Source organism: Nocardia sp. NPDC003183 (genome assembly GCF_053590715.1).
Genome location: NZ_JBSFTG010000010.1, coordinates 145,243 through 164,954, shown reverse-complemented (window position 1 = coordinate 164,954; position 19,712 = coordinate 145,243). Strand labels below are relative to the sequence as shown.

Below are 19,712 nucleotides of genomic sequence, written 5' to 3'. Positions count from 1 at the left end.
CCCAAACCTCGCTTCCGGAACACCCGGTCAGGCGCTCCCCGACGACACCGGAACGCGAGCGCCCACCTGAATAAGCGTGGCGCCCGCGTCTCGGGTTCAGTTCTCGAATCAATCAGGCAAAAATGTCCATTGGCACTATCTGTCACCCAGGCTGGTCTCGTTACACGGCCGAGACCATGCACCTGACCGTCCGGCCGCCAGCGCCGGTCTACTCGTCGCAAACCATCGCACCAATCTACCGGTGCGCTCGCCCCGCAACCAACCACCTCCATAGCCGCCGAGCATCGTCCCAGGTAAAGCCTGCGACCCACGTTTGCTGACGCTTGTCTGCGTTCTCACATCCCCGCTGGATGACCTGTGCACCGCGGCAACTGAGTGATGGATCACACCGATTGGTCTGGTGTGCTGGAGTGGGTGTTACCGGGCCCTGGCCGGGTCGTAGAGGTGCGACTGGGCGCAGTCGATGGACGTGGCCAGCGCGCGGCCGACCAGGATCACCGCGGCTTGACGCAGCCCGGCCGCCGCCACCTGGTCGGCGATGTCGGACAGGGTGCCGCGCAGCACGAGCTGTTCGGGTTGGCTGGCGCGATAGACGACGGCGACGGGGCAGTCGGTGCCGTACTCGGCGACCAGCTCCTGCGCGAGCACGCTGATCCGGGTGATCGCGAGATGCAGGACGAGCGTGGCACCGGTGGCGGCGAAGTTCGCCAGCGCCTCGCCGTGCGGCATCGCGGTGGAGCGCGCCTGGGTCCGGGTGAGGACGACCGACTGGACGACCTCGGGGACGGTCAGTTCGGTGCCGAGGGCCGCCGCCGCGGCCGCGTAGGCGGGAACGCCGGGGGTGATGTCCCACGCCACGTTGCGGGCGTCGAGCCTGCGGGTCTGTTCGGTGAGGGCCGAATAGAGCGAGGGATCACCCGAACACAGCCGGGCCACGTCCTTGCCCGCCTCGGTGGCGCGCACGAGGTGGTCGATGATCTGGTCCAGGTTCAGGTGCTGGGTGTCGATCAGTTCGGCGCCGGGCGCGCAGTGGGCGAGGACCTCGGGGTCGAGGTAGGTGCCCGCGTAGAGGCAGACGGGGCTGTCGCGCAGCAGGTTGACCGCTCGCACTGTGAGCAGGTCGGCGGCGCCGGGGCCTGCCCCGATGAAGTGCACAGTCATAGTCGGGAGTCTAGGAGTGCCCCCGGCGCGGGGAGACAAGTAGGTTCTGTGTCGGACGGCAGGTGTCGGCGACGAGGAGACGGGGGTCCGCGATGCGGGTTTCGAGTAGGTCCGGTGGGGTGCGCGGCGCAGGCGCTTGCGCGGTCGTGGTCGTGGCCGCCACGCTGGCGACCGGGTGCTCGGGTGAGAAGGTCGCCGGTCAGGCGACCGCCACCGCGGACAGCTTCGCCCCGTCCTCGGACAACCGTGACCCCTCGCTACAGATTCGCGGCGTCGTCGTCACCGAGATCGCGCCCGGGCAGCAGCACGTGCGGCCGAACCAGCGAGTCGCCTACCCGTCGATCCCCCCGGTGGGCGGACCACACGACGCCCAGTGGGCGGCCTGCACCGGCGTCGTCTATTCGAAGGCCCTGCGCACCGAGAACGCGGTCCACTCGCTCGAACACGGCGCGGTGTGGATCGCCTACGACCCCGCGAAGGTGAGCGCGCAGGATCAGGCGGCACTGAGCGCCCGAGTCACCGACCGCCAGTACACCCTGATGTCCCCCATCCCCGACATGAACCACCCGATCTCACTGCAGTCGTGGGGTCACCAGCTCACCGTCGACTCCGCCACCGACGAACGCATCGACCAGTTCGTCGTCGCCCTCCGCGAAAACCCGTACACCACCCCGGAAGTCGGCGCGACCTGCTCGTCTCCGCTCTTCGACCGCACCGATCCCCCGCCGTACGACCCCACCCCGCCCGGCCCCGACGCGGTCCCGATGACCGGCGCCCGCTAGCCCGTCATATCGAACTGCGCGATGATCTTCGTCGGCCGCACCCGCACCACGAGTTCTCCCGCTACCCCGTTGCGCTGACCGAATTCCTCCGCCTTGTCCGGACCCATGTACCGGGCGGCGATCGCGGTCGCGGTCCGCACGAGCTCATCGAGATCTTCGGACAGGGTGACCGTCCCCTGCACCTCGACCAGCGCGTACGGCGGCTCCTCGAGGTCGACGCACACCGCGACCCGCGGATCACGCGCGAAAGCCCGCCCCTTGGCCGTGTTCTTACCCGTATTGAAAACCAGCTCGTCACCTTCGACGACGAACCACACCGGCGTCACCAGCGGACGCCCGTCCGCCGCGGCGAACGCCACCTTGCCCGTTCGCGTTCCATGGGAAAGAAATTCGCGCACCTTGGGATCAGACAGAGAGGCCATACGCCCAGGGTAAATCACCACAACGGCCTCCCCCGGTACCTGCGGGCGGCCTGTCAGCGGCGCTGCGCACGAACCCGTTCATGCCGCACGAACGCTCATCTCTACATGCATCCCCGCCGCGACAACCATATTCACCAGCGCGTCCAAACTGAACAAACTGATCTTTCCTCGCATCAGATCCGAAACTCGAGGCTGGGTCACGCCGAGCCGCTCAGCAGCCGACGCCTGCGTCCAGCCGGAATTCTCGATGTGCTCGGTCAACGCGATCATCAGCCGCGACCGCAGCCGCATGTTCTCTGCTTCCTGTGGGGTGTCCTCGATCGCATCCCACACGCTGTCGAATGTCTCGTCCGCCATCAGCGCTCTCCCTTCTCGCTTGCAACACCGGCCCTTGCGTATCGCTTCGTCGCCAGCGCCAGATCAGAATCCGATGTCTTCTGAGTCTTCTTCTGAAAGCAGTGCAGCACAAGGATGCGGTCAGCGAGTTTCGCGACGTATATGACGCGAAATGCGCCGGAGTCCTCGCGAACTCGAATCTCGCACACCCCGAGCCCGACGGAACGCATGGTCCGCCAGTCCGTTGGGTCGAGGCCACGTTGAACGCGATCGAGTTGATAGCCGCACTCGCGGCGGGCGCCGAGCGGGAACTCGCGCAGGTCATCAAGTGCTGTGCCAACGAACTCGAGTCGCTTCACCAGCCCCAGTATACAAATAATTGTATAAGTTGCACAGCCGAGTTCGGCGGCGACGCGAGTCGGCCCGGCGATGGGTTCAGATCGCGCCGCTTTCGCGGGCCGTGGCGACGGCGGAGGTGCGGGACTTCACGCCGAGTTTGGCGTAGATGTGGACGAGGTGGGACTTCACGGTGGTTTCGCTGAGGAACAGTTGTTTGGCTATGTCGCGGTTGGAAAGGCCGGCGGCTACCAGGCGGAGGACTTCTACTTCGCGGGGGCTGAGGGTGGTGTCGGCTCGGCGGACTCGGGTCATCAGGCGGGAGGCGACGGTTGGGGAGAGGACGCTTTCGCCTGCCGAGGCGGCGCGGACCGCGGTCAGGAGTTCGGTGGGTGGGGTGTCTTTGAGGAGGTAGCCGACGGCGCCCGCTTCGATGGCGCCGAGGATGTCGGCGTCGGTGTCGTAGTTGGTGACGACGAGGACGTTCGGCGGGGTGGGCAGGGCGCGCAGGTCGGCGGTGGCGGCGGCGCCGGAGCGACCGTCGCCGAAGCGCAGGTCCATCAAGACCAGATCGACGGGGGTGGCGGCGCAAAAGGCCACTGCCGCATCGGCATTCGCGACATCGCCGACAACGGTGATGTCGGCGGCGGAGTCGAGGAGCGCGCGCAGGCCCGCACGGACGATGGCGTGATCGTCGGCGAGGAGAAGGCGGATCATGAGGCCGCGCCGAGCGGGAAGGTCACCGACACGGCGGTGTGGCCCGGTTCGGATTCGACAGTCATCGCACCGCCCTGTTGCTCGACGCGGCTGCGCATGGCGGCGAGGCCGAACGCGCCGGATCGGCGGTGGCGCAACATATCCGGCTCGATGCCGATGCCGTCGTCGACGATGTCCAAGTGCGCGTCGGTGTCGTCGTAGGTCAGGGTGACCCGCATGCGCTCAGCCTGCGCGTGCTGCACCACATTGGCCACCGCGCTCTGCGCGATCCGCACCAGCGCCGCCTCGACCGGCATCGGCAGGCGCTCCGGCTCACCCTCGACGAGCAGCTGCGTGGTCAGTGTCGGCGACTGCGCGCGCAGACAAATGCGTTCCAGCGCTTCGGCCAGTGATTGGCCGTCCAGCGCGGCGGGCGACAATTCGTCGATGAGCCTTCGGGTTTCGGCCAGGTCTTCGGCGGCGGTCTCGCGCGCGAGCCGAATACGGTCCAGCGCAGGATGATCCGGTGCGGCCTGCTCAGCACTGTGCAGGAGCAGTTGGATGCTGCTCAGGCCCTGGGCGACGGTGTCGTGGATCTCCTTCGCCAAGCGTTCGCGCTCGGCGAGCTTGCCCGCCGTGCGCTCCTGTTCCGCGAGAATCGCTCTGGTGCCGATCAATTCGTCGATCAGCCGCTCGCGCTCGACTGCCTCACGACGCAGGGCCTGGTAGCCGAGCCCGATCCCGATCGCCACCAGCGCGCCGAGAACAGGCCCCACCACCGCACCCGCGGACCAACCACGATGCGCCGCGAACCCGATCACACCGACCGCCGTCGCCGACACCACCGCGACCAGATTCCACGGCCGTGGCAACAGGTGCAGGTAGACGAAGAACAGCCCGAACGCCAGGTAGACCGCATCAGCGGTGAGCGTGAGCATGACCAGCCACAACACGGTCAGAGCCGCCAGCCACACCCACACCGCCGCATCGGGATACGCAGGCGAACGTGAGCGCGGGAACTCGGTCCCCGCGAAATACACCAGCAACCACACCACCGTCAGCGCGACCACCGCGATACCGTGACCGCCGCCGCCGGGCAGCAACGCGCGCACCGCGACCACCACCGCCAGCACCGTCACCAGCACATGCAGGCCGAAGCGCAGGGTGGTGACCACCGGGGTCAGGGGGGACGAGTGCACGTCGACCAGCTTATGTGCGGCAACCACGCGGGCATCCATCGAAAGATGTAAACGCCGCCAGACCTTGGATGGACGGCGATTCGTGCGCCGGTGCGATGGCGTCGACGGACGAGAACGACAGAGTGGAGTCATGTTCGTCGCACTCCGAGATCTGCGGGCCGCCCGTGGCCGCTTCCTGCTCATCACCACCGTCGTGTTCTTGGTGGCGGTGCTGGTGAGCTTCCTCAGTGGCCTCACCGCGGGGCTGGCGCACCAGAACATCTCCGCTGTCCAGGGCATCGACGCCGACCGGGTCGTTTTCGCCGAAACCGGGGCCGACCCGTCGTTCGACTCCTCGGTGCTCACCGAGCAGCAGATCGCGCAGTGGGAATCGGCGGACGCGACCCCGATCGGCATCTCGCGCACCAGAGCCGAGCACGCGGGTGCGAGTCCGACGCAGGTCGCGTTGTTCGGCGGCGACCCATCGGCATTCAGCAATCGCCCTGCTACCGCCCCCGGCGCCGTGGTGCTGAGTTCGGCGGCGGCTCGCGAGCTGTCGGCAGGCACCGGCGACGTCGTGCTGCTGGCAGGGCACGAGTTCACCGTCGCCGACGTCGCCGGCGACGAGTGGTACAGCCACACCCCCGTGATCTGGACGAGCCTGCAGGACTGGCAAGCGGCCAGCCCGCGCGCCGGTGCCGCGACCGTGCTCGCGGTGACCGGTGAGGCCCCCGGCGGCCTCGACGCCGAAGCAGGCACGCACTCGCTGCCCGCGAAGGACGCCGTCCAGGCGATCGGCTCCTACCAGGCCGAGAACAGCTCACTCACCCTGATGACCGTGCTGCTGTTCGCCATCTCGGCCCTGGTGATCGGCGCCTTCTTCACGGTCTGGACCGTGCAGCGCCAACCCGATATCGCCACCTTGAAGGCACTCGGCGCGACCACCGGCTCCCTGGTCCGTGATGCCCTCGCCCAGGCCGCGATCGTCCTGACCGCGGGCGTCACGGCGGGCCTGGCGATCACCGCCCTCGCCTCACTGTTCCTGGGCGAGGCGATGCCTTTCGTGCTCAGCCCCGCGACAACCTTGGTCCCCGCGCTGGCCCTGATCGTCCTCGGCCTGGTCGGCGCCGCTGTCGCCCTGCGCTTCCTGTTCACCACCGACCCACTGACCGCGCTCGGCGCGACCCGCTGACGATCCCATGACGACCGTCGCCCGCACCGATGCCGCAGTCGCGCTGCCGATCCACCGCACCGCGCGACCGAACGAAGGATCCACTGTGGCTCTCACTCTCACCGACGTGACCCTCACCTACCCCGACGGCACCGACCGTCTCACCGCTCTCGATCGGGTGAATCTGCACGTGCCCGGCGGCACGATCGCCGCGGTGACCGGCGCGTCCGGTTCAGGAAAGTCGAGCCTGCTCGCCGTCGCCGCGACCCTGATCCGACCCGATTCGGGCACGGTCGTGCTCGACACCGAGTCCGGCACCACAGATCTCGCCACGCTGAGCCGACGAGCCGCGGCGACCGCCCGCCGCAAGTCGATGGGCATCGTCTTCCAGCAGCCGAACCTCATCCCCTCGCTGACCGCGATCGAGCAACTGGAAGTCACCGCCCACCTCGGCGGCCCGAAACGCGCATCACGCCACGCGACCAGTACCCGCGCGAGAGAACTTCTCGACGCGGTCGGCCTGACCGACCACGCTCACAAACGCCCCGCCCAGCTCTCCGGCGGCCAGCGCCAGCGCGTCAACATCGCCCGCGCCCTGATGAACGACCCGGCCCTGCTCGTGGTCGATGAACCCACCAGCGCGCTCGATTCCGAACGCGGCGCCGCGATCATCGCCCTGATCACCACCATCGCCCGCGAACACCGAGCCGCCACCATCCTGGTCACCCACGACCCGACCCACCTGCACACCATGGACGCGGTCTACCGCATGACCGACGGCCGCCTCACCACGGTCTCCGTCCCCGCGCCTGCCTGACGCCTGACCGTGCTGCCGCTGGACTCTCGGCCCCGTCATCCGCCGGGCGAGAGTCCAGCGCGCCCGTTCGGCACAGCCGACGACGGCGGGCAGACTGGGTCGATGAGCGATCCGAGGCATCTCGTCGTGGTGGATGCGGCCAATGTGATCGGGTCGCGCGCCAACGGATGGTGGAAGGACAGGGCGGGTGCTGCTCGGCGATTTCTCGCCGACGTGGCGGACCTGACTACCCGGCTTCCTGACAACACCGAAGTCGCGGTCGTCCTCGAAGGGGCGGCCAAGGCCGCTGCCGACGGTGCCGCGCCCGCCGCGCCGCGGATGGAGGTGGTCCTCGCCGAGCGCTCGGGCGACGACAAGATCGTGGACGTGGTCGCCGGGGCCGACTCCGTCGAACGGATCACGGTCGTCACCGCCGACCGCGAGCTCCGCACCCGTGTCGAAGCCCACGGCGCCGGATCCGTCGGCCCCGGCTGGCTCTGGAACCAGCTCGACCGACCCGGCGCCGAAGCGAACTAGCCGGCCGTCAACGCCGCCAGGGCCATCTGCCGCAGCACCGGCCGGGCCCTCGACGCACTCGCCGCGGAGGCGCTGTGCGGGGTCGAGTTGATCAGGCCGAAGGCGGCGTGGGCTTGGATGCGGGCGGTTTCCTCGGGGAGCCCGGGGGTCAGTTCGCGCAGGACACCAACCCAGATCTCGACGTACTGACGCTGGGTGCGACGCAGGACACGGCGGTCGTTGGCGGGGACATTGTCGAGGTCGCGGTCCTGGATGCGGATGAGCTCGGGGTTGCCGAAGGCGAAGTCGAGGTGGAAGTCGACCAGCGCGGTCAGCGCCGCAACGGCCGACGGCGATTCGTCGACGACGGCGCGACCGCCCGACAGCAGGCGCTCACTGATGCCGACCAGGAGTTCGACCAGCAGCGCCTCTTTGTTCGCGAAGTGCCGGTAGACGGCGGGGCCGCTGATGCCGACCGCCGCGCCGAGGTCGTCGAGCCGCACGCCGAAGAAGCCGCGGTCGGCGATGAGCCGGGCGCCCGCGGCCAGCAACTGCTCGCGCCGCTGGGCCTTGAGCTGCTCGCGGCGGGTCGCCTGGACAGGCTCGGTAGTCGACATCGTGGCCGCCCCCTCTGGACAACTTGGTTAGTCAAGATTAACCTGAATTTCAGTTATTAGCGATTAACCGAATGGGAAGAGTGGCGTGATGACGGTTACGCACGAGACCGACGACGGCACCGTGGCCGCGACGAGCAACCGGGACGCGCACGGCGCCCTGGTCGCGGATCTGCGGCAGCGGCTGGCCACGGCCGCCCTCGGTGGTCCGCAGAAGTCCCGCGAACGGCACGTGGCCAGGGGCAAGCTGCTCCCCCGCGAGCGCGTCGACCAATTACTCGACCCCGGCAGTCCGTTCCTCGAACTGTCCCCGCTGGCGGCCAACGGCATCTACGGCGACGAGTGCCCCGGCGCCGGCGTGATCGCCGGCATCGGCCGCATCGCGGGCCGCGAGTGCCTGATCCTGGCCAACGACGCGACGGTCAAGGGCGGCACCTACTACCCGATCTCGGTGAAGAAGCACCTGCGCGCGCAGGAGGTGGCCGCGCAGAACAACCTGCCGTGCGTGTACCTCGTGGACTCCGGCGGCGCCTTCCTGCCGCACCAGGACGAGGTGTTCCCCGACCGCGAGCACTTCGGCCGCATCTTCTTCAACCAGGCGAACATGAGCGCCAAGGGCATCGCCCAGATCGCGGCGGTGATGGGTTCGTGCACCGCCGGTGGCGCGTACGTGCCCGCGATGGCCGACGAGGCCGTGATCGTGCGCGACCAGGGCACCATCTTCCTGGGCGGCCCGCCCCTGGTGAAGGCGGCGACCGGCGAGATCGTCACCGCCGAGGACCTCGGCGGCGGCCTGCTGCACTCACGCACCTCGGGGGTCACCGATCACCTGGCCGACGACGACCGCGACGCACTGCGGATCGTCCGCAATATCGTCGCCACGCTGGGCCCGCGCCCCGAAGCACCGTGGGAGGTCCTGCCGAGTACCCCGCCCGCCAAAGCCGAGGACGAGCTCTACGACGTGGTGCCCGTCGACCCGCGCACGCCCTACGACGTGCACGAGGTGATCGACCGGATCATCGACGGCGAGAGCGGCTTCCAGGAGTTCAAGGCCGAATACGGCAAGACCCTGATCACCGGGTTCGCCCGCATTCACGGCCATCCGGTGGGCATCGTCGCCAACAACGGCGTGCTGTTCGCCGAATCTGCCATGAAGGGCGCGCATTTCATCGAGTTGTGCGACAAGCGCAAGATCCCACTGCTGTTCCTGCAGAACATCACCGGCTTCATGGTCGGCCGTGACTACGAGGCCGGCGGCATCGCCAAGCACGGCGCGAAGATGGTCACCGCGGTCGCGTGCGCGCGGGTGCCGAAGCTCACGGTCGTGATCGGCGGTTCCTACGGCGCGGGCAACTACTCCATGTGCGGGCGCGCGTATTCGCCGCGCTTCCTGTGGATGTGGCCCAACGCGCGCATCTCGGTGATGGGTGGCGAACAGGCCGCGTCGGTGCTGTCGACGGTGCGCGGTGATCAGCTCGACAGCGCGGGCAAGCCGTGGTCCGAGGCGGATCAGGAGGCGTTCAAGGCCCCGATCCGCGAACAGTACGAGACCCAGGGCAACCCCTACTACGCGACCGCGCGCCTCTGGGACGACGGCGTGATCGCGCCGACCGATACCAGAACCGTGCTCGGTCTTGCCCTTTCGGTGTGCGCGCAAGCGCCGCTCGAACCCGTTTCCTACGGCGTCTTCCGGATGTGAGCGACATGCTGAACAAGAACCATCTCGTCGAATTCGACACCGTCCTGGTCGCCAACCGCGGCGAGATCGCGGTGCGTGTGATCAAGACCCTGCGCGACATGGGCATTCGCTCGGTCGCGGTGTACAGCGACGCCGATGCCGACGCGCGCCACGTGCGTGAGGCCGATGTCGCGGTGCGGCTCGGACCGGCGCCGGCGCGCGAGAGCTACCTGTCGATCGAGAAGGTCGTCGATGCCGCCGTACGTTCGGGCGCGCAGGCGGTACACCCGGGTTATGGCTTCCTGTCGGAGAATTCGGCCTTCGCGGCGGCACTGGCCGATGCGGGCATCGTGTTCCTCGGCCCGCCGGCCAAGGCCATCGAGGTGATGGGCGACAAGATCACCGCGAAGAAGACGGTGACGGCGTTCGGGGTTCCGGTGGTGCCCGGCATCGCCGAACCCGGCCTGACCGATGACCAATTGATCGCCGCCGCAACGGACATCGGTTACCCGGTGCTGGTGAAGCCGTCGGCAGGCGGTGGCGGCAAGGGCATGCGCCGGGTCACCGACCCCGCCGATCTGCCCGCCGCGCTGGTGAGTGCCCGGCGCGAAGCCGCTGCCGCGTTCGGCGACGACACCCTGTTCCTGGAGCGGTTCGTCAACCGGCCCCGCCATATCGAGGTGCAGATCCTGGCCGACAAGTTCGGCAACGTGGTGCACCTGGGTGAGCGCGAATGCAGCTTGCAGCGCAGGCATCAGAAGGTGATCGAGGAGGCTCCCTCGCCGCTGCTGGACGCGCAGACCAGGGCCCGGATCGGCACCGCCGCCTGCAATACCGCCCGCAGCGTGGACTATGTGGGCGCGGGCACCGTGGAGTTCATCGTCTCGGCCGACCAGCCCGACGAGTTCTTCTTCATGGAAATGAACACCCGTCTGCAGGTGGAGCATCCGGTGACCGAGATGGTCACCGGTGTCGACCTGGTGGAATGCCAGGTGCGGGTCGCCGCGGGCCAGAAGCTGGCGCGCACCCAGGACGAGATCCACCTCGTCGGGCACGCGATCGAAGCACGGGTCTACGCGGAGGATCCGGGTCGCGGGTTCCTGCCGACCGGAGGTGCCGTGCTGGCGCTGTCGGAGCCGGAAGGCGCCGGCGTGCGGGTGGATTCGGGGCTCTCGGTGGGCACCGTGGTCGGTAGCGACTACGACCCGATGCTGTCGAAGGTGATCGCGCGCGGCAATACTCGCGCCGACGCGCTCGCCGCGCTGGACCGCGCGTTGGAACAGACCGTGCTGCTTGGCGTGACAAGCAATATCGAATTCTTGCGTTTCCTGCTCGCCGACGACGATGTACAGGCCGGCCGTCTCGACACCGCGCTGCTGGATCGCCGCGTCGCCGACTTCGTACCCGCCGAGGTGACCGACGACGAATTCATCGCCGCCGCGACACATCACTGGTTGCGACGCTGGCCCGCCACCGGCGGCGACCCCTGGTCGACCCCGTCGGGATGGCGCCTCGGCGAACCCGCCCCGACATCGATCAGACTGTCCGCGGGCGACCAGGCGCGCCACGTGTTCATCACCGGCACACCGGCTTCGGCGACCGTGTGGCTCGACGAGCCGGAGTCCGGCGAACCGGCGAGTCACCCCGAACCGCGCACGCTCACCGCCACCGTCTCGGCCGACGGTCTCGCGTCGACGCTCGACGGGCTGCGACGCACCTACCGCATCGCCGAGGCCGACGGCCAGCTGTGGGTGAGCCACGACGGCGGGCTCGCCGTGCTCCGCGAGGTCGCCGAGGCGAGCGTGCGTGGCGACGCCGCCCACATCGGTGACGCCGAAATCCGCAGTCCCATGCCGGGTTCGGTGATCGCCACGCCGGTCGAGAACGGCGCGACCGTCGCCGTCGGCGATCCGGTGATCGTGATCGAGGCCATGAAGATGGAGCACGCGCTCACCGCGCCGGTGGCAGGCACGGTGGAGGTGCTCGCCCTCCCCGGCGCCCAGGTGAAACTGGACCAGGTGCTGGTGCGCGTCATCGCCCACCCCGCAGAAACCGTCGTCGCGGCAGTCGCGACCGAACCCGCCGTCGCCGAGACCGCCGCGGCACCGACCGAGCCCGAAGGAACCCCCGCATGACCGACTACCTGTCCACCGGTTCGCTGCCGGAGGAATACCGCCAGCTCGCCCTCACCGTGCGCGATTTCGCCAACCAGGTCGTCGCGCCGGTGTCGGCGAAACACGATGCCGAACACAGCTTTCCGTACGAGGTCGTGGCGGGCATGGCCGAGATGGGCCTGTTCGGCCTGCCGTTCCCCGAGGAGTTCGGCGGCATGGGCGGCGACTACTTCGCCCTGTGCCTGGCGCTCGAGGAACTCGGCAAGATCGACCAGAGCGTGGCCATCACCCTCGAGGCGGGGGTGTCGCTGGGCGCCATGCCGATCTACCGCTTCGGCAACGACAAGCAGCGCACCGAATGGCTGCCCCAGCTCACCAGCGGGCAGGCGCTGGCGGGCTTCGGACTCACCGAACCCGACGCGGGCAGCGACGCGGGCGGCACCAGGACCACCGCCGTGCAGGACGGCGAGAGCTGGGTGATCAACGGCAGCAAGCAGTTCATCACCAACTCCGGCACCGACATCACCCGCCTGGTGACCGTCACCGCGGTCACCGGACAGGCAGGCGGCAAGAAGGAGATCTCCACCATTCTGGTGCCGACCTCCACCCCGGGTTTCGTGGCCGAGCCCGCCTACAACAAGGTCGGCTGGAACGCCTCCGACACCCACCCGCTGAGCTTCACCGACGTGCGGGTGCCGCAGGAGAACCTGCTCGGCGAGCGCGGTCGCGGCTACGCCAACTTCCTGCGCATCCTCGACGAGGGCCGCATCGCCATCGCCGCGCTGGCCGTCGGCGCCGCGCAGGGCTGTGTGGACGAGAGCGTGCGCTACGCGGGTGAACGCCAGGCCTTCGGACAGGCGATCGGCCGCAATCAGGCCATCGCGTTCAAGATCGCCCGGATGGAGGCGCGGGCCCATGTCGCGCGCACCGCCTACTACGACGCCGCCGCGCTGATGCTGGCGGGCAAGCCGTTCAAGAAGGCCGCTTCGATCGCGAAGATGGTCGCCAGCGAGGCCGCGATGGACAACGCCCGCGACGCCACCCAGATCTTCGGCGGCAACGGCTTCATGAACGAATACCCGGTGTCGAGGCACTACCGTGACAGCAAGATCCTGGAAATCGGCGAGGGCACCACGGAGGTACAGCTGATGCTGATCGCAAGGGAGCTGGGTCTGTGAGCGAAGTCAGGCGGGTGGTCCAGCGCGGGCTGTGGTTCGAGGAGTTCGAGATCGGCACGATCTACGAGCACCGGCCCGGCCGCACCATCACCGAGGCCGACAATGTCCTGTTCACCACGCTGACCATGAACACGCAGGCCCTGCACCTGGACGCGGCCTTCGCCGACGCGCAGCCGCCGTTCAACCAGCGCCTGGTGAATTCGATGTTCACGCTGTCGACCCTGGTCGGGCTCTCCGTCGCCCAGCTCACCCAGGGCACGCTGGTCGGCAATCTCGGTTTCTCCGAGATGACCACGCCCGCGCCGCTGTTCCACGGCGACACCATGTACGCGGAAACGCTGGTCACCGACAAGCGCGAATCCAAGAGCCGTCCCGGCGAGGGCATCGTCAGCCTGGCCCACACCGCACGCAACCAGCACGGCGTGATCGTGGCGACCGCGATACGCAAGACACTGGTCCGCAAGGCGCCGCAGGCATGAGCGGCCACCCGCCGAAAGGACGCAGTATGAGCTGGCAGCCGAGTGGTCCCGCGTGGCTGTTCTGCCCGGCCGATCGCCCCGAACGCTTCGCCAAGGCCGCCGCGGTGGCCGATGTGGTGATCCTCGATCTCGAGGACGGTGTCGCGGCGGGTGACAAGACCGCGGCCAGGCAGGCGCTCATCGACACCCCGCTCGACCCGCAGCACACCGTGATTCGGGTCAACGCGGCCGGCACCGACGACTACGCGGCCGATCTGGCCGCGCTCGCGCAGACCGCCTACCGCCGGGTCATGCTGCCCAAATGCGAGTCGGCCGACCAGGTTCGCAGCCTCGACGGCTACGAAGTGATCGTGCTGGTCGAATCGCCGCTCGGCGCGGTGCGGATCACCGAGTCGGTGCAGGCAGGCAATGCCATCGGCGTGATGTGGGGTGCCGAGGATCTGGTCGCCGGACTCGGTGGCAACTCGAGCAGGCACGCCGACGGCAGCTACCGCGATGTCGCCCGTCAGGTGCGTTCATCGACGCTGCTGGCGGCCAAGGCCTTCGGGCGCTTCGCGCTGGACTCGGTGTACCTCGACATCAAGGATCTCGACGGCCTCGCCGCGGAGACGAGCGATGCGGTCGCCGTCGGATTCGACGCCAAGGTCGCCATCCACCCGAGTCAGGTCGCCGTGATCCGCGATGGCTACGCACCCGACCCCGCCGAGCTCGACTGGGCGCATCGAGTGCTGGCGGAGGTGCCCAACCATCGCGGCGTCTTCGCGTTCGAGGGCCGTATGGTCGACGCACCGGTGCTCCGGCATGCCGAACAGATCGTCCGGCGCGCAGGCGTGCCCAGCTGATCATCGGGTAATCCACCCCCCGATACACGAAGTAGTCCAGTTCGAGGAGGACATCGGAGTGCAACCGCAATGGGTACCGAGCGCGCAGGACATCGCGTCGGCCCGAATCACCGACTTCGCCGCCTTCGTCACCACGCGAACCGGCGACCCGTACCCCGACTACCAGGCCCTGTGGCAGTGGTCGGTGGACGACGTCGCCGGCTTCTGGCAGGCCGTGTGGGACTACTTCGAGCTCGGCGAGACCGCCGGTGAGGTGCTCGGCTCGCGGGAGATGCCGGGCGCGCAATGGTTTCCCGGCACCCGGCTGAACTATGTCGACCAGATCATCCGGATGGCCCAGTTCGGCCGCCCCGCGGTGATCGCCCTGCACGAAGAAGCCGAGCCGCGGGAGGTGTCGTGGGCCGAATTGATCGAACAGGTCACGGTTTTCGCGCGCACCTTGCGTGAGCAGGGCGTCGAGGCGGGCGACCGGGTGGTGGGCTACCTGCCCAATATTCCGGAAGCGATCGTCGCCTTCCTCGCCACCGCCAGTATCGGCGCGGTGTGGAGCGCCTGCGGTCAGGACTACTCGGCCAAGGCCGCGCTGGACCGGCTCGGACAGCTCGACCCGACGGTGCTGGTCACCGCCGACGGCTACCGGTTCGGCGGCAAGGAACACGACAAACGGGCCGACATCGCGGCACTGCGCGACGGGCTGCCCGGCCTGCGCGCCACCGTCGTCGTCTCGCAACTCGGACGCGAGGTACCCGACACGCTGTCCTGGACGGACTCGGTCGCCGATGCCGGACTCGGTGTCATCGAAACCGTCCCCGTCGATTTCGATCATCCGCTGTGGATCGTGTTCTCCTCCGGCACCACCGGGCTGCCCAAGGGCATCGTCCACGGCCACGGCGGCGTGCTGCTCGAGCATCTGAAAGCCGTAGCGCTGCAATCGAACATGGGCCCCGAGGACACGTTCTTCTGGTACACCAGCCCGAGCTGGATGATGTGGAACTTCCAGGTAGCGGGTCTGCTCACCGGCACCACCGTCGTCACCTACGACGGCAGCCCGACCGCGGGCGGGCCGGATGCGCTGTGGCGCATCGCCGCCCAGGTGGGCGCCACCGTTTTCGGGACCAGCCCCGGCTATGTTCTCGGCTGTGTCAAGGCGGGATCGGTGCCACGCGCCGAGCACGACCTCTCGGCCCTGCGCTCCGTGGGTATCACCGGTTCGTCGCTACCGGTGTCGAGCGCGCTGTGGCTGAACGAGAATGCCGGAGAGCATGTTCAGGTGAACTCGATCAGCGGCGGCACCGATGTGGTGTCGGCGTTCGTCGGTGGCGCCCCGACCGTGCCGGTATGGCCGGGTGAGCTGTCGGCGCCGTATCTCGGCGTCGCCCTCGATGCCTTCGACGAGCAGGGCAACCCCGTGCGCGGCGAGGTCGGCGAGCTGGTGGTCACCGCGCCGATGCCGTCGATGCCGGTGAGCTTCTGGCGCGACGACGACGGAAAGCGCTACCACGCGGCCTATTTCGACACCTACCCCGGCGTATGGCGCCACGGCGACTGGATCACCCTCACCGAACACGGCAGCATCGTCGTGCACGGTCGCTCCGATTCGACGCTCAACCGCCACGGCATCCGCATGGGCAGCGCCGACATCTACCAGGTCGTCGAACAGTTTCCGGAGATCGCCGAGGCCCTGGTGATCGGCGCCGAACAACCCGACGGCGGCTACTGGATGCCCCTGTTCGTCGTGCTCGCCCCCGGCGCGGCACTCACCGAAGACCTGAAAACCCGTCTCGCCACCGCGATCCGCACCGAGGTCTCCCCGCGCCACGTTCCCGACGAGATCCGCGAAGCCCCCGGCATCCCCCACACCCGAACCGGCAAGAAGCTGGAAGTCCCCATCAAAAAGCTCTTCCAGGGCGCCGATCCCGCTCGCGTCGTCGAACGCAGCGCCGTCGACGACCCCGCACTCCTCGACTGGTATGCCCGGATAAGCCCACCCGACAAGGGCTAATACACTTGAACTATGAATGTCAGCGAGTCTCGTGGGGCGCGTGGGGTAGCTGGGACTGAAGTTCGGCGGCGGCCGAAGAATCGCCGGGCGCAGATCGCGGCGTCGTCGGCGGTGGCGTTCGGCGCAGCCGGATATCACGGGGTGAGTATGGAGGACATCGCGTCCGGGCTGGGAATCAGTTCGGCCGCGCTGTATCGGCACTACCCCAGTAAGTACGCGTTGTTCCGGGAGGAGTTACTTCGGGTCGGGCAGGCGTTCACGGCGTCGATCGTGGTGTCGGCCGAAGACACCCTGCCCGCGGCGCAACGGTTGCGGCACATGCTGACCGGGCTGATCGGCGCGACCGTCGAGAATCGGGCGACGGTGCGGCTGGTGCGATGGGAGGGCCGCTACCTCGAGCCGGCGGATCGGGTGGTGCTCGACGAGCAGCAGGGTTCGGTGCTGGTCGCGCTCGACGAACAGCTGGCGATCCTGCGCCCCGAATTGACCACGGCCGAGCGGCGTATGGTCTCCACGGCGATTCTCGGCGTGGTCACCAGCATCGCCGATCATCACGCCGCGCTGCCCCTTCGCACGCTGAACAAGTTGCTCGGCTCGGCGTGTATGGCGCTCACCGACACCGCGTTGCCGCCTGCCGCAATCGTTTCGGAGCAGGGTGCCCGCGCCCAGATTCCCGACTCGTTCAAACATGAACTGCTGCTGCGCAAAGCGGTGGAGCTGTTCCACAAACGCGGCTATCCGAATGTGAGCGTGGAGGACATCGCCTCGGCGGCGGGATTGTCGGCGGCGTCGGCGGTGTACCGGTTCTATCGCGGCAAGAGCGACATCCTCGCCGCGGCGTTTCGGCGCGCGGCCGACCGGGTGTCGGGGGCGATCGGCCCCGCGGTGGCGAGCACGCCCGACAGCGGGGCCGCGCTGGACGTGCTGGTCGAGCAGTTCGTCGCCGACACCTTCGACGAGCGAGCGCTGGCCGTCGTCTACTACGCCGAATTCGGGCACGTGCCCGCCGAGGAACGTGCAGTCCTGCGCAATATCCAGCGGTTGAGCGTGCAGGAGTGGGCGCGGCTGGTGCGCGATATGCGGCCGGAGCTCTCCGCCGCGGAGGCGCGTTTCCTGGTGCACGCGGCGTTCGCGATGGTCATCGACCTCGGTCAGCGCTTCGGCGACGACCCGATCGCCGGCCGGGCCAGGGTCGCATTCCTGATGCGGCGGGTGCTGCTCGGTTGAGGCAATTCACCCGTTGTGTATGAGGCGGTGCGTTGCTGACTCGTCATAGGCTCGGCGATCAAGCCTTCGAACGGAGCGTGCATGGATTCTCGCGCGAGCGCGCTGACCAGGCGATCGTTGCTCGGGCTCGCCGCCGCGGCCACCGCCGCGGCGGCGTTGCCCGGATGCGGTGACGCATCGGTTCCCGAGCCGATCCGCACCACCGGTCGCCCGGATCTGCTCGCCCGGGCGATCGACGCCTACATCTACGGCTATCCGATGATCCTGCTGGACATGATGCGCGCGGCGAGCGGGCCGATCAACGGCTTCGATCACAGCGTGCTGCCCGATCCCGACGATCGCGGGGTGGCCAGGCTCAGCCACGACATGGTGTATTCGCAGGCGTGGCTCGATATCACCGAAGAGCCGATCGTGCTCCAGATCCCGGGGATGGAACCCGACCGGTTCTGGCTGTTCCAGCTGGTCGACGGGTGGGCGAACACCGTGCACGACCTGACCAGCAAAACCCCGCGAACCACCGTGGACGCCGACGGTCCACCCTTCACCTACGTCCTCACCGGGCCGCAGTGGTCCGGTGTGCTGCCCGCGAACGTGACCCGGCTGCACATGCCGTCGTCGATGTGCACGATCGTCGCGCGGGTCCAGATCAACGGCACCGGGGACGCGCCGACGGTCAACCAGTGGCAGGAGAAGATGAAGCTGATCCCGCTCAGCGCGTGGGATCGCGGTGAACTCGCCGGGACGGTCAGCCGCGTCCACGCGATAGACCGTGGACCGGAGCCACCGACGAAGCGGATCGCCGCGTTGGACGGCCGCACCTATCTCAACCGCCTGTGCCGGCTGATGCTCACCGATCCCCCCGCTGCGGCCGACGCGCCCCTGATGACGCAACTGGCCACGATCGGTGTCCAGCCCGGCGGGGTTCTCGACGACCAGCCCGCCGAAATCCTCGACGAGGCGGTGCGCCAGGCCCACCGCCGCATCGCCGACTGGACAGACCCCACCGCCCGCTCCGTCAACGGCTGGGAGATCCCCGTCGACCTCGGCACCTTCGGTACCGACTACCTCCGCCGCGCGGCCACCACCAAGCGCTCCCCCGCCCTTGCCCCCATTCGTGACGTGCTCTACGCGAACCGCGACGCCCCCACCACCGACGACCGGGGCAACCCACTGCGCTACCGCATCCGCTTCGAACCGGGCCGATGGCCGCCTGTCCACGCCTTCACCTCGATCACCGCCTACGACACACAAGGTTTCCTGGTCCCCAACCCCGACACGATCTACTCGGTAGGTCACTTCCCCGCCGTTGTCCCCGCCCCCGACGGATCTGTGGAACTAGCCGTCCAGCACCAGGACCCACGGCCCGCCGTCCCCACCGGCAACTGGCTCCCCATCCCCGCCACCGGCGACTTCTCCCTCACCCTCCGCCTCTACGCACCGCGCGAGAACGCCCTCGACGGAAAGTGGGAGCCGCCGCCGATGACCCTGGTCGACTGAGTCGGGCACGGATTGTCCGATCACCCGAACTCGACAACGGTGCCGTTCTCGATCGACACCCTCGCGGCCTCGAACAGCAGCAGCCAGGTGATCAACTCCCGGTCGAACGGGTGCGACGAATCGCTGTCCAGCATCGTCCGGATCCTGCCGATCTCGGCGTCGGAGAGCACACCATCGATCAGCTCGACACCCAAATACGATGCGACATAGACGAGTTCGCGCATCAGCGCAGTGCTCGACCCGACCATGCCACCAGCGATGTCGACATCCTCGCCGACGAAAAGCACGTCGTCGAAATCGACCGGAACGTAGAACCCTTCGCAATCCGAATGGCAGATCAGGTGGGAGTCGAAGGTGGATCCGACCAGGTTGATGGCGGGATCATCCGAAGCGCTGTCTCCGTCGGCGACGGGTGTCAGCGGCTGCTCAGGATACTCACGCGCTCGGGCATACGCGCGCCGCAGATAATGCACGAAAGAGTAGGGCACGCTCCCTATCCGAGCGCGGTCCACCGCCGGTCCCGCAACCCTCGGCTCGTCGTGCGGAGCAAGCCCCTCCCGCACCAGTAGCTCGCTGAGCGCACGCAGTTGCTCGGTCAACGCATCGAGATACTCCGGGTCACTACCGTCTGCCACGGCAAAGGCCAGCCCCCCGGTTCCCACTGAAAGTCCCATAGCCGCGAAGCTA

At 68.3% G+C, this 19,712-nt stretch carries 20 protein-coding genes; 12 read left to right on the top strand and 8 right to left on the bottom strand.

What is annotated here, in order from left to right; all coding sequences use genetic code 11:
* Positions 1-417 precede the first annotated feature (417 nt).
* A complete protein-coding gene (gene cobM / locus ACWDXS_RS25645) occupies positions 418-1,161 on the bottom strand; it encodes a precorrin-4 C(11)-methyltransferase (protein ID WP_378990847.1) in 744 nt (247 codons plus the stop codon).
* Between the two features lie 92 nt (positions 1,162-1,253).
* On the opposite strand from cobM, the gene ACWDXS_RS25640 reads away from it, so the two are divergent.
* Positions 1,254-1,943, top strand: a complete 690-nt coding sequence (locus ACWDXS_RS25640; protein ID WP_378990848.1) for a DUF3105 domain-containing protein — start codon at positions 1,254-1,256, stop codon at positions 1,941-1,943.
* Here ACWDXS_RS25640 and ACWDXS_RS25635 read toward each other — a convergent pair.
* From ACWDXS_RS25635 to ACWDXS_RS25615, 5 genes are all read right to left on the bottom strand, one after another.
* Positions 1,940-2,365, bottom strand: coding sequence for a PPOX class F420-dependent oxidoreductase (locus ACWDXS_RS25635; RefSeq protein ID WP_379312415.1), 426 nt, complete (start codon positions 2,363-2,365; stop codon positions 1,940-1,942). The two genes, ACWDXS_RS25640 and ACWDXS_RS25635, sit on opposite strands and share 4 nt — an antisense overlap.
* 78 nt (positions 2,366-2,443) lie before the next feature.
* On the bottom strand, positions 2,444-2,722 hold the full coding sequence (locus tag ACWDXS_RS25630) for a helix-turn-helix domain-containing protein (protein ID WP_449969354.1): 279 nt from the start codon (positions 2,720-2,722) through the stop codon (positions 2,444-2,446).
* Complete coding sequence (locus ACWDXS_RS25625) at positions 2,722-3,060, bottom strand: type II toxin-antitoxin system RelE/ParE family toxin (RefSeq protein ID WP_449969351.1); 339 nt, start codon at positions 3,058-3,060, stop codon at positions 2,722-2,724. Before ACWDXS_RS25625 ends, ACWDXS_RS25630 begins: the two co-directional genes overlap by 1 nt.
* 76 nt (positions 3,061-3,136) lie before the next feature.
* Positions 3,137-3,754: a LuxR C-terminal-related transcriptional regulator gene (locus tag ACWDXS_RS25620; protein WP_449969348.1), complete on the bottom strand. Its 618-nt coding sequence runs from the start codon at positions 3,752-3,754 to the stop codon at positions 3,137-3,139.
* Entirely contained in the window at positions 3,751-4,932 is a 1,182-nt protein-coding gene (locus tag ACWDXS_RS25615) for a sensor histidine kinase (protein ID WP_378991228.1), read from the bottom strand. The genes ACWDXS_RS25620 and ACWDXS_RS25615 overlap by 4 nt, the downstream gene beginning before the upstream one ends.
* A gap of 130 nt (positions 4,933-5,062) precedes the next feature.
* Here ACWDXS_RS25615 and ACWDXS_RS25610 point away from each other — a divergent pair, with 130 nt between their 5' ends.
* The 3 genes from ACWDXS_RS25610 (at position 5,063) to ACWDXS_RS25600 (ending at position 7,415) form a co-directional block, all read left to right on the top strand.
* The gene (locus tag ACWDXS_RS25610) at positions 5,063-6,103 is read left to right on the top strand and encodes an ABC transporter permease (RefSeq protein ID WP_378990853.1); all 1,041 of its coding nucleotides are present in this window, start codon (positions 5,063-5,065) and stop codon (positions 6,101-6,103) included.
* Positions 6,104-6,110: 7 nt separating this feature from the next.
* Positions 6,111-6,899, top strand: a complete 789-nt coding sequence (locus ACWDXS_RS25605) for an ABC transporter ATP-binding protein (RefSeq protein ID WP_449969344.1) — start codon at positions 6,111-6,113, stop codon at positions 6,897-6,899.
* A gap of 102 nt (positions 6,900-7,001) precedes the next feature.
* Positions 7,002-7,415 (top strand): NYN domain-containing protein, encoded by a 414-nt coding sequence (locus ACWDXS_RS25600; protein ID WP_449969341.1) that lies wholly within the window; start codon positions 7,002-7,004, stop codon positions 7,413-7,415.
* Here ACWDXS_RS25600 and ACWDXS_RS25595 read toward each other — a convergent pair.
* Complete coding sequence (locus tag ACWDXS_RS25595) at positions 7,412-8,011, bottom strand: SACE_7040 family transcriptional regulator (protein ID WP_378990855.1); 600 nt, start codon at positions 8,009-8,011, stop codon at positions 7,412-7,414. The two genes, ACWDXS_RS25600 and ACWDXS_RS25595, sit on opposite strands and share 4 nt — an antisense overlap.
* 88 nt (positions 8,012-8,099) lie before the next feature.
* Here ACWDXS_RS25595 and ACWDXS_RS25590 point away from each other — a divergent pair, with 88 nt between their 5' ends.
* From ACWDXS_RS25590 to ACWDXS_RS25555, 8 genes are all read left to right on the top strand, one after another.
* Positions 8,100-9,707: a carboxyl transferase domain-containing protein gene (locus tag ACWDXS_RS25590; protein WP_378990857.1), complete on the top strand. Its 1,608-nt coding sequence runs from the start codon at positions 8,100-8,102 to the stop codon at positions 9,705-9,707.
* Positions 9,708-9,712: 5 nt separating this feature from the next.
* Entirely contained in the window at positions 9,713-11,821 is a 2,109-nt protein-coding gene (locus tag ACWDXS_RS25585; RefSeq protein WP_387445760.1) for an ATP-binding protein, read from the top strand.
* On the top strand, positions 11,818-12,978 hold the full coding sequence (locus ACWDXS_RS25580; RefSeq protein ID WP_266293533.1) for an acyl-CoA dehydrogenase family protein: 1,161 nt from the start codon (positions 11,818-11,820) through the stop codon (positions 12,976-12,978). The genes ACWDXS_RS25585 and ACWDXS_RS25580 overlap by 4 nt, the downstream gene beginning before the upstream one ends.
* Positions 12,975-13,457 carry a MaoC family dehydratase gene (locus tag ACWDXS_RS25575; RefSeq protein ID WP_449969335.1) on the top strand — a complete coding sequence of 161 codons (483 nt, stop codon included), beginning with the start codon at positions 12,975-12,977 and terminating at the stop codon, positions 13,455-13,457. Before ACWDXS_RS25580 ends, ACWDXS_RS25575 begins: the two co-directional genes overlap by 4 nt.
* Before the next feature lie 26 nt (positions 13,458-13,483).
* On the top strand, positions 13,484-14,299 hold the full coding sequence (locus tag ACWDXS_RS25570; RefSeq protein WP_449969332.1) for an HpcH/HpaI aldolase/citrate lyase family protein: 816 nt from the start codon (positions 13,484-13,486) through the stop codon (positions 14,297-14,299).
* Between the two features lie 58 nt (positions 14,300-14,357).
* On the top strand, positions 14,358-16,301 hold the full coding sequence (locus ACWDXS_RS25565) for an acetoacetate--CoA ligase (RefSeq protein WP_449969329.1): 1,944 nt from the start codon (positions 14,358-14,360) through the stop codon (positions 16,299-16,301).
* Positions 16,302-16,313: 12 nt separating this feature from the next.
* Positions 16,314-17,528 carry a TetR/AcrR family transcriptional regulator gene (locus ACWDXS_RS25560; protein ID WP_378990867.1) on the top strand — a complete coding sequence of 405 codons (1,215 nt, stop codon included), beginning with the start codon at positions 16,314-16,316 and terminating at the stop codon, positions 17,526-17,528.
* 81 nt (positions 17,529-17,609) lie between these two features.
* The gene (locus ACWDXS_RS25555; protein ID WP_378990868.1) at positions 17,610-19,025 is read left to right on the top strand and encodes a DUF1254 domain-containing protein; all 1,416 of its coding nucleotides are present in this window, start codon (positions 17,610-17,612) and stop codon (positions 19,023-19,025) included.
* A 20-nt stretch (positions 19,026-19,045) separates the two neighbouring features.
* Here ACWDXS_RS25555 and ACWDXS_RS25550 read toward each other — a convergent pair whose 3' ends face one another.
* Complete coding sequence (locus ACWDXS_RS25550) at positions 19,046-19,699, bottom strand: hypothetical protein (protein WP_449969325.1); 654 nt, start codon at positions 19,697-19,699, stop codon at positions 19,046-19,048.
* Positions 19,700-19,712: the final 13 nt, after the last annotated feature.

Excerpts from the sequence above, each read along its gene's own strand:
- cobM (WP_378990847.1), bottom strand. The coding sequence starts at position 1,161 with ATGACTGTGCACTTCATCGGGGCAGGCCCCGGCGCCGCCGACCTGCTC.
- ACWDXS_RS25640 (WP_378990848.1), top strand. The coding sequence starts at position 1,254 with ATGCGGGTTTCGAGTAGGTCCGGTGGGGTGCGCGGCGCAGGCGCTTGC.
- ACWDXS_RS25635 (WP_379312415.1), bottom strand. The coding sequence starts at position 2,365 with ATGGCCTCTCTGTCTGATCCCAAGGTGCGCGAATTTCTTTCCCATGGA.
- ACWDXS_RS25630 (WP_449969354.1), bottom strand. The coding sequence starts at position 2,722 with ATGGCGGACGAGACATTCGACAGCGTGTGGGATGCGATCGAGGACACC.
- ACWDXS_RS25620 (WP_449969348.1), bottom strand. The coding sequence starts at position 3,754 with ATGATCCGCCTTCTCCTCGCCGACGATCACGCCATCGTCCGTGCGGGC.
- ACWDXS_RS25610 (WP_378990853.1), top strand. The coding sequence starts at position 5,063 with ATGTTCGTCGCACTCCGAGATCTGCGGGCCGCCCGTGGCCGCTTCCTG.
- ACWDXS_RS25605 (WP_449969344.1), top strand. The coding sequence starts at position 6,111 with ATGACGACCGTCGCCCGCACCGATGCCGCAGTCGCGCTGCCGATCCAC.
- ACWDXS_RS25600 (WP_449969341.1), top strand. The coding sequence starts at position 7,002 with ATGAGCGATCCGAGGCATCTCGTCGTGGTGGATGCGGCCAATGTGATC.
- ACWDXS_RS25595 (WP_378990855.1), bottom strand. The coding sequence starts at position 8,011 with ATGTCGACTACCGAGCCTGTCCAGGCGACCCGCCGCGAGCAGCTCAAG.
- ACWDXS_RS25590 (WP_378990857.1), top strand. The coding sequence starts at position 8,100 with ATGACGGTTACGCACGAGACCGACGACGGCACCGTGGCCGCGACGAGC.
- ACWDXS_RS25585 (WP_387445760.1), top strand. The coding sequence starts at position 9,713 with ATGCTGAACAAGAACCATCTCGTCGAATTCGACACCGTCCTGGTCGCC.
- ACWDXS_RS25580 (WP_266293533.1), top strand. The coding sequence starts at position 11,818 with ATGACCGACTACCTGTCCACCGGTTCGCTGCCGGAGGAATACCGCCAG.
- ACWDXS_RS25570 (WP_449969332.1), top strand. The coding sequence starts at position 13,484 with ATGAGCTGGCAGCCGAGTGGTCCCGCGTGGCTGTTCTGCCCGGCCGAT.
- ACWDXS_RS25560 (WP_378990867.1), top strand. The coding sequence starts at position 16,314 with ATGAATGTCAGCGAGTCTCGTGGGGCGCGTGGGGTAGCTGGGACTGAA.
- ACWDXS_RS25555 (WP_378990868.1), top strand. The coding sequence starts at position 17,610 with ATGGATTCTCGCGCGAGCGCGCTGACCAGGCGATCGTTGCTCGGGCTC.
- ACWDXS_RS25550 (WP_449969325.1), bottom strand. The coding sequence starts at position 19,699 with ATGGGACTTTCAGTGGGAACCGGGGGGCTGGCCTTTGCCGTGGCAGAC.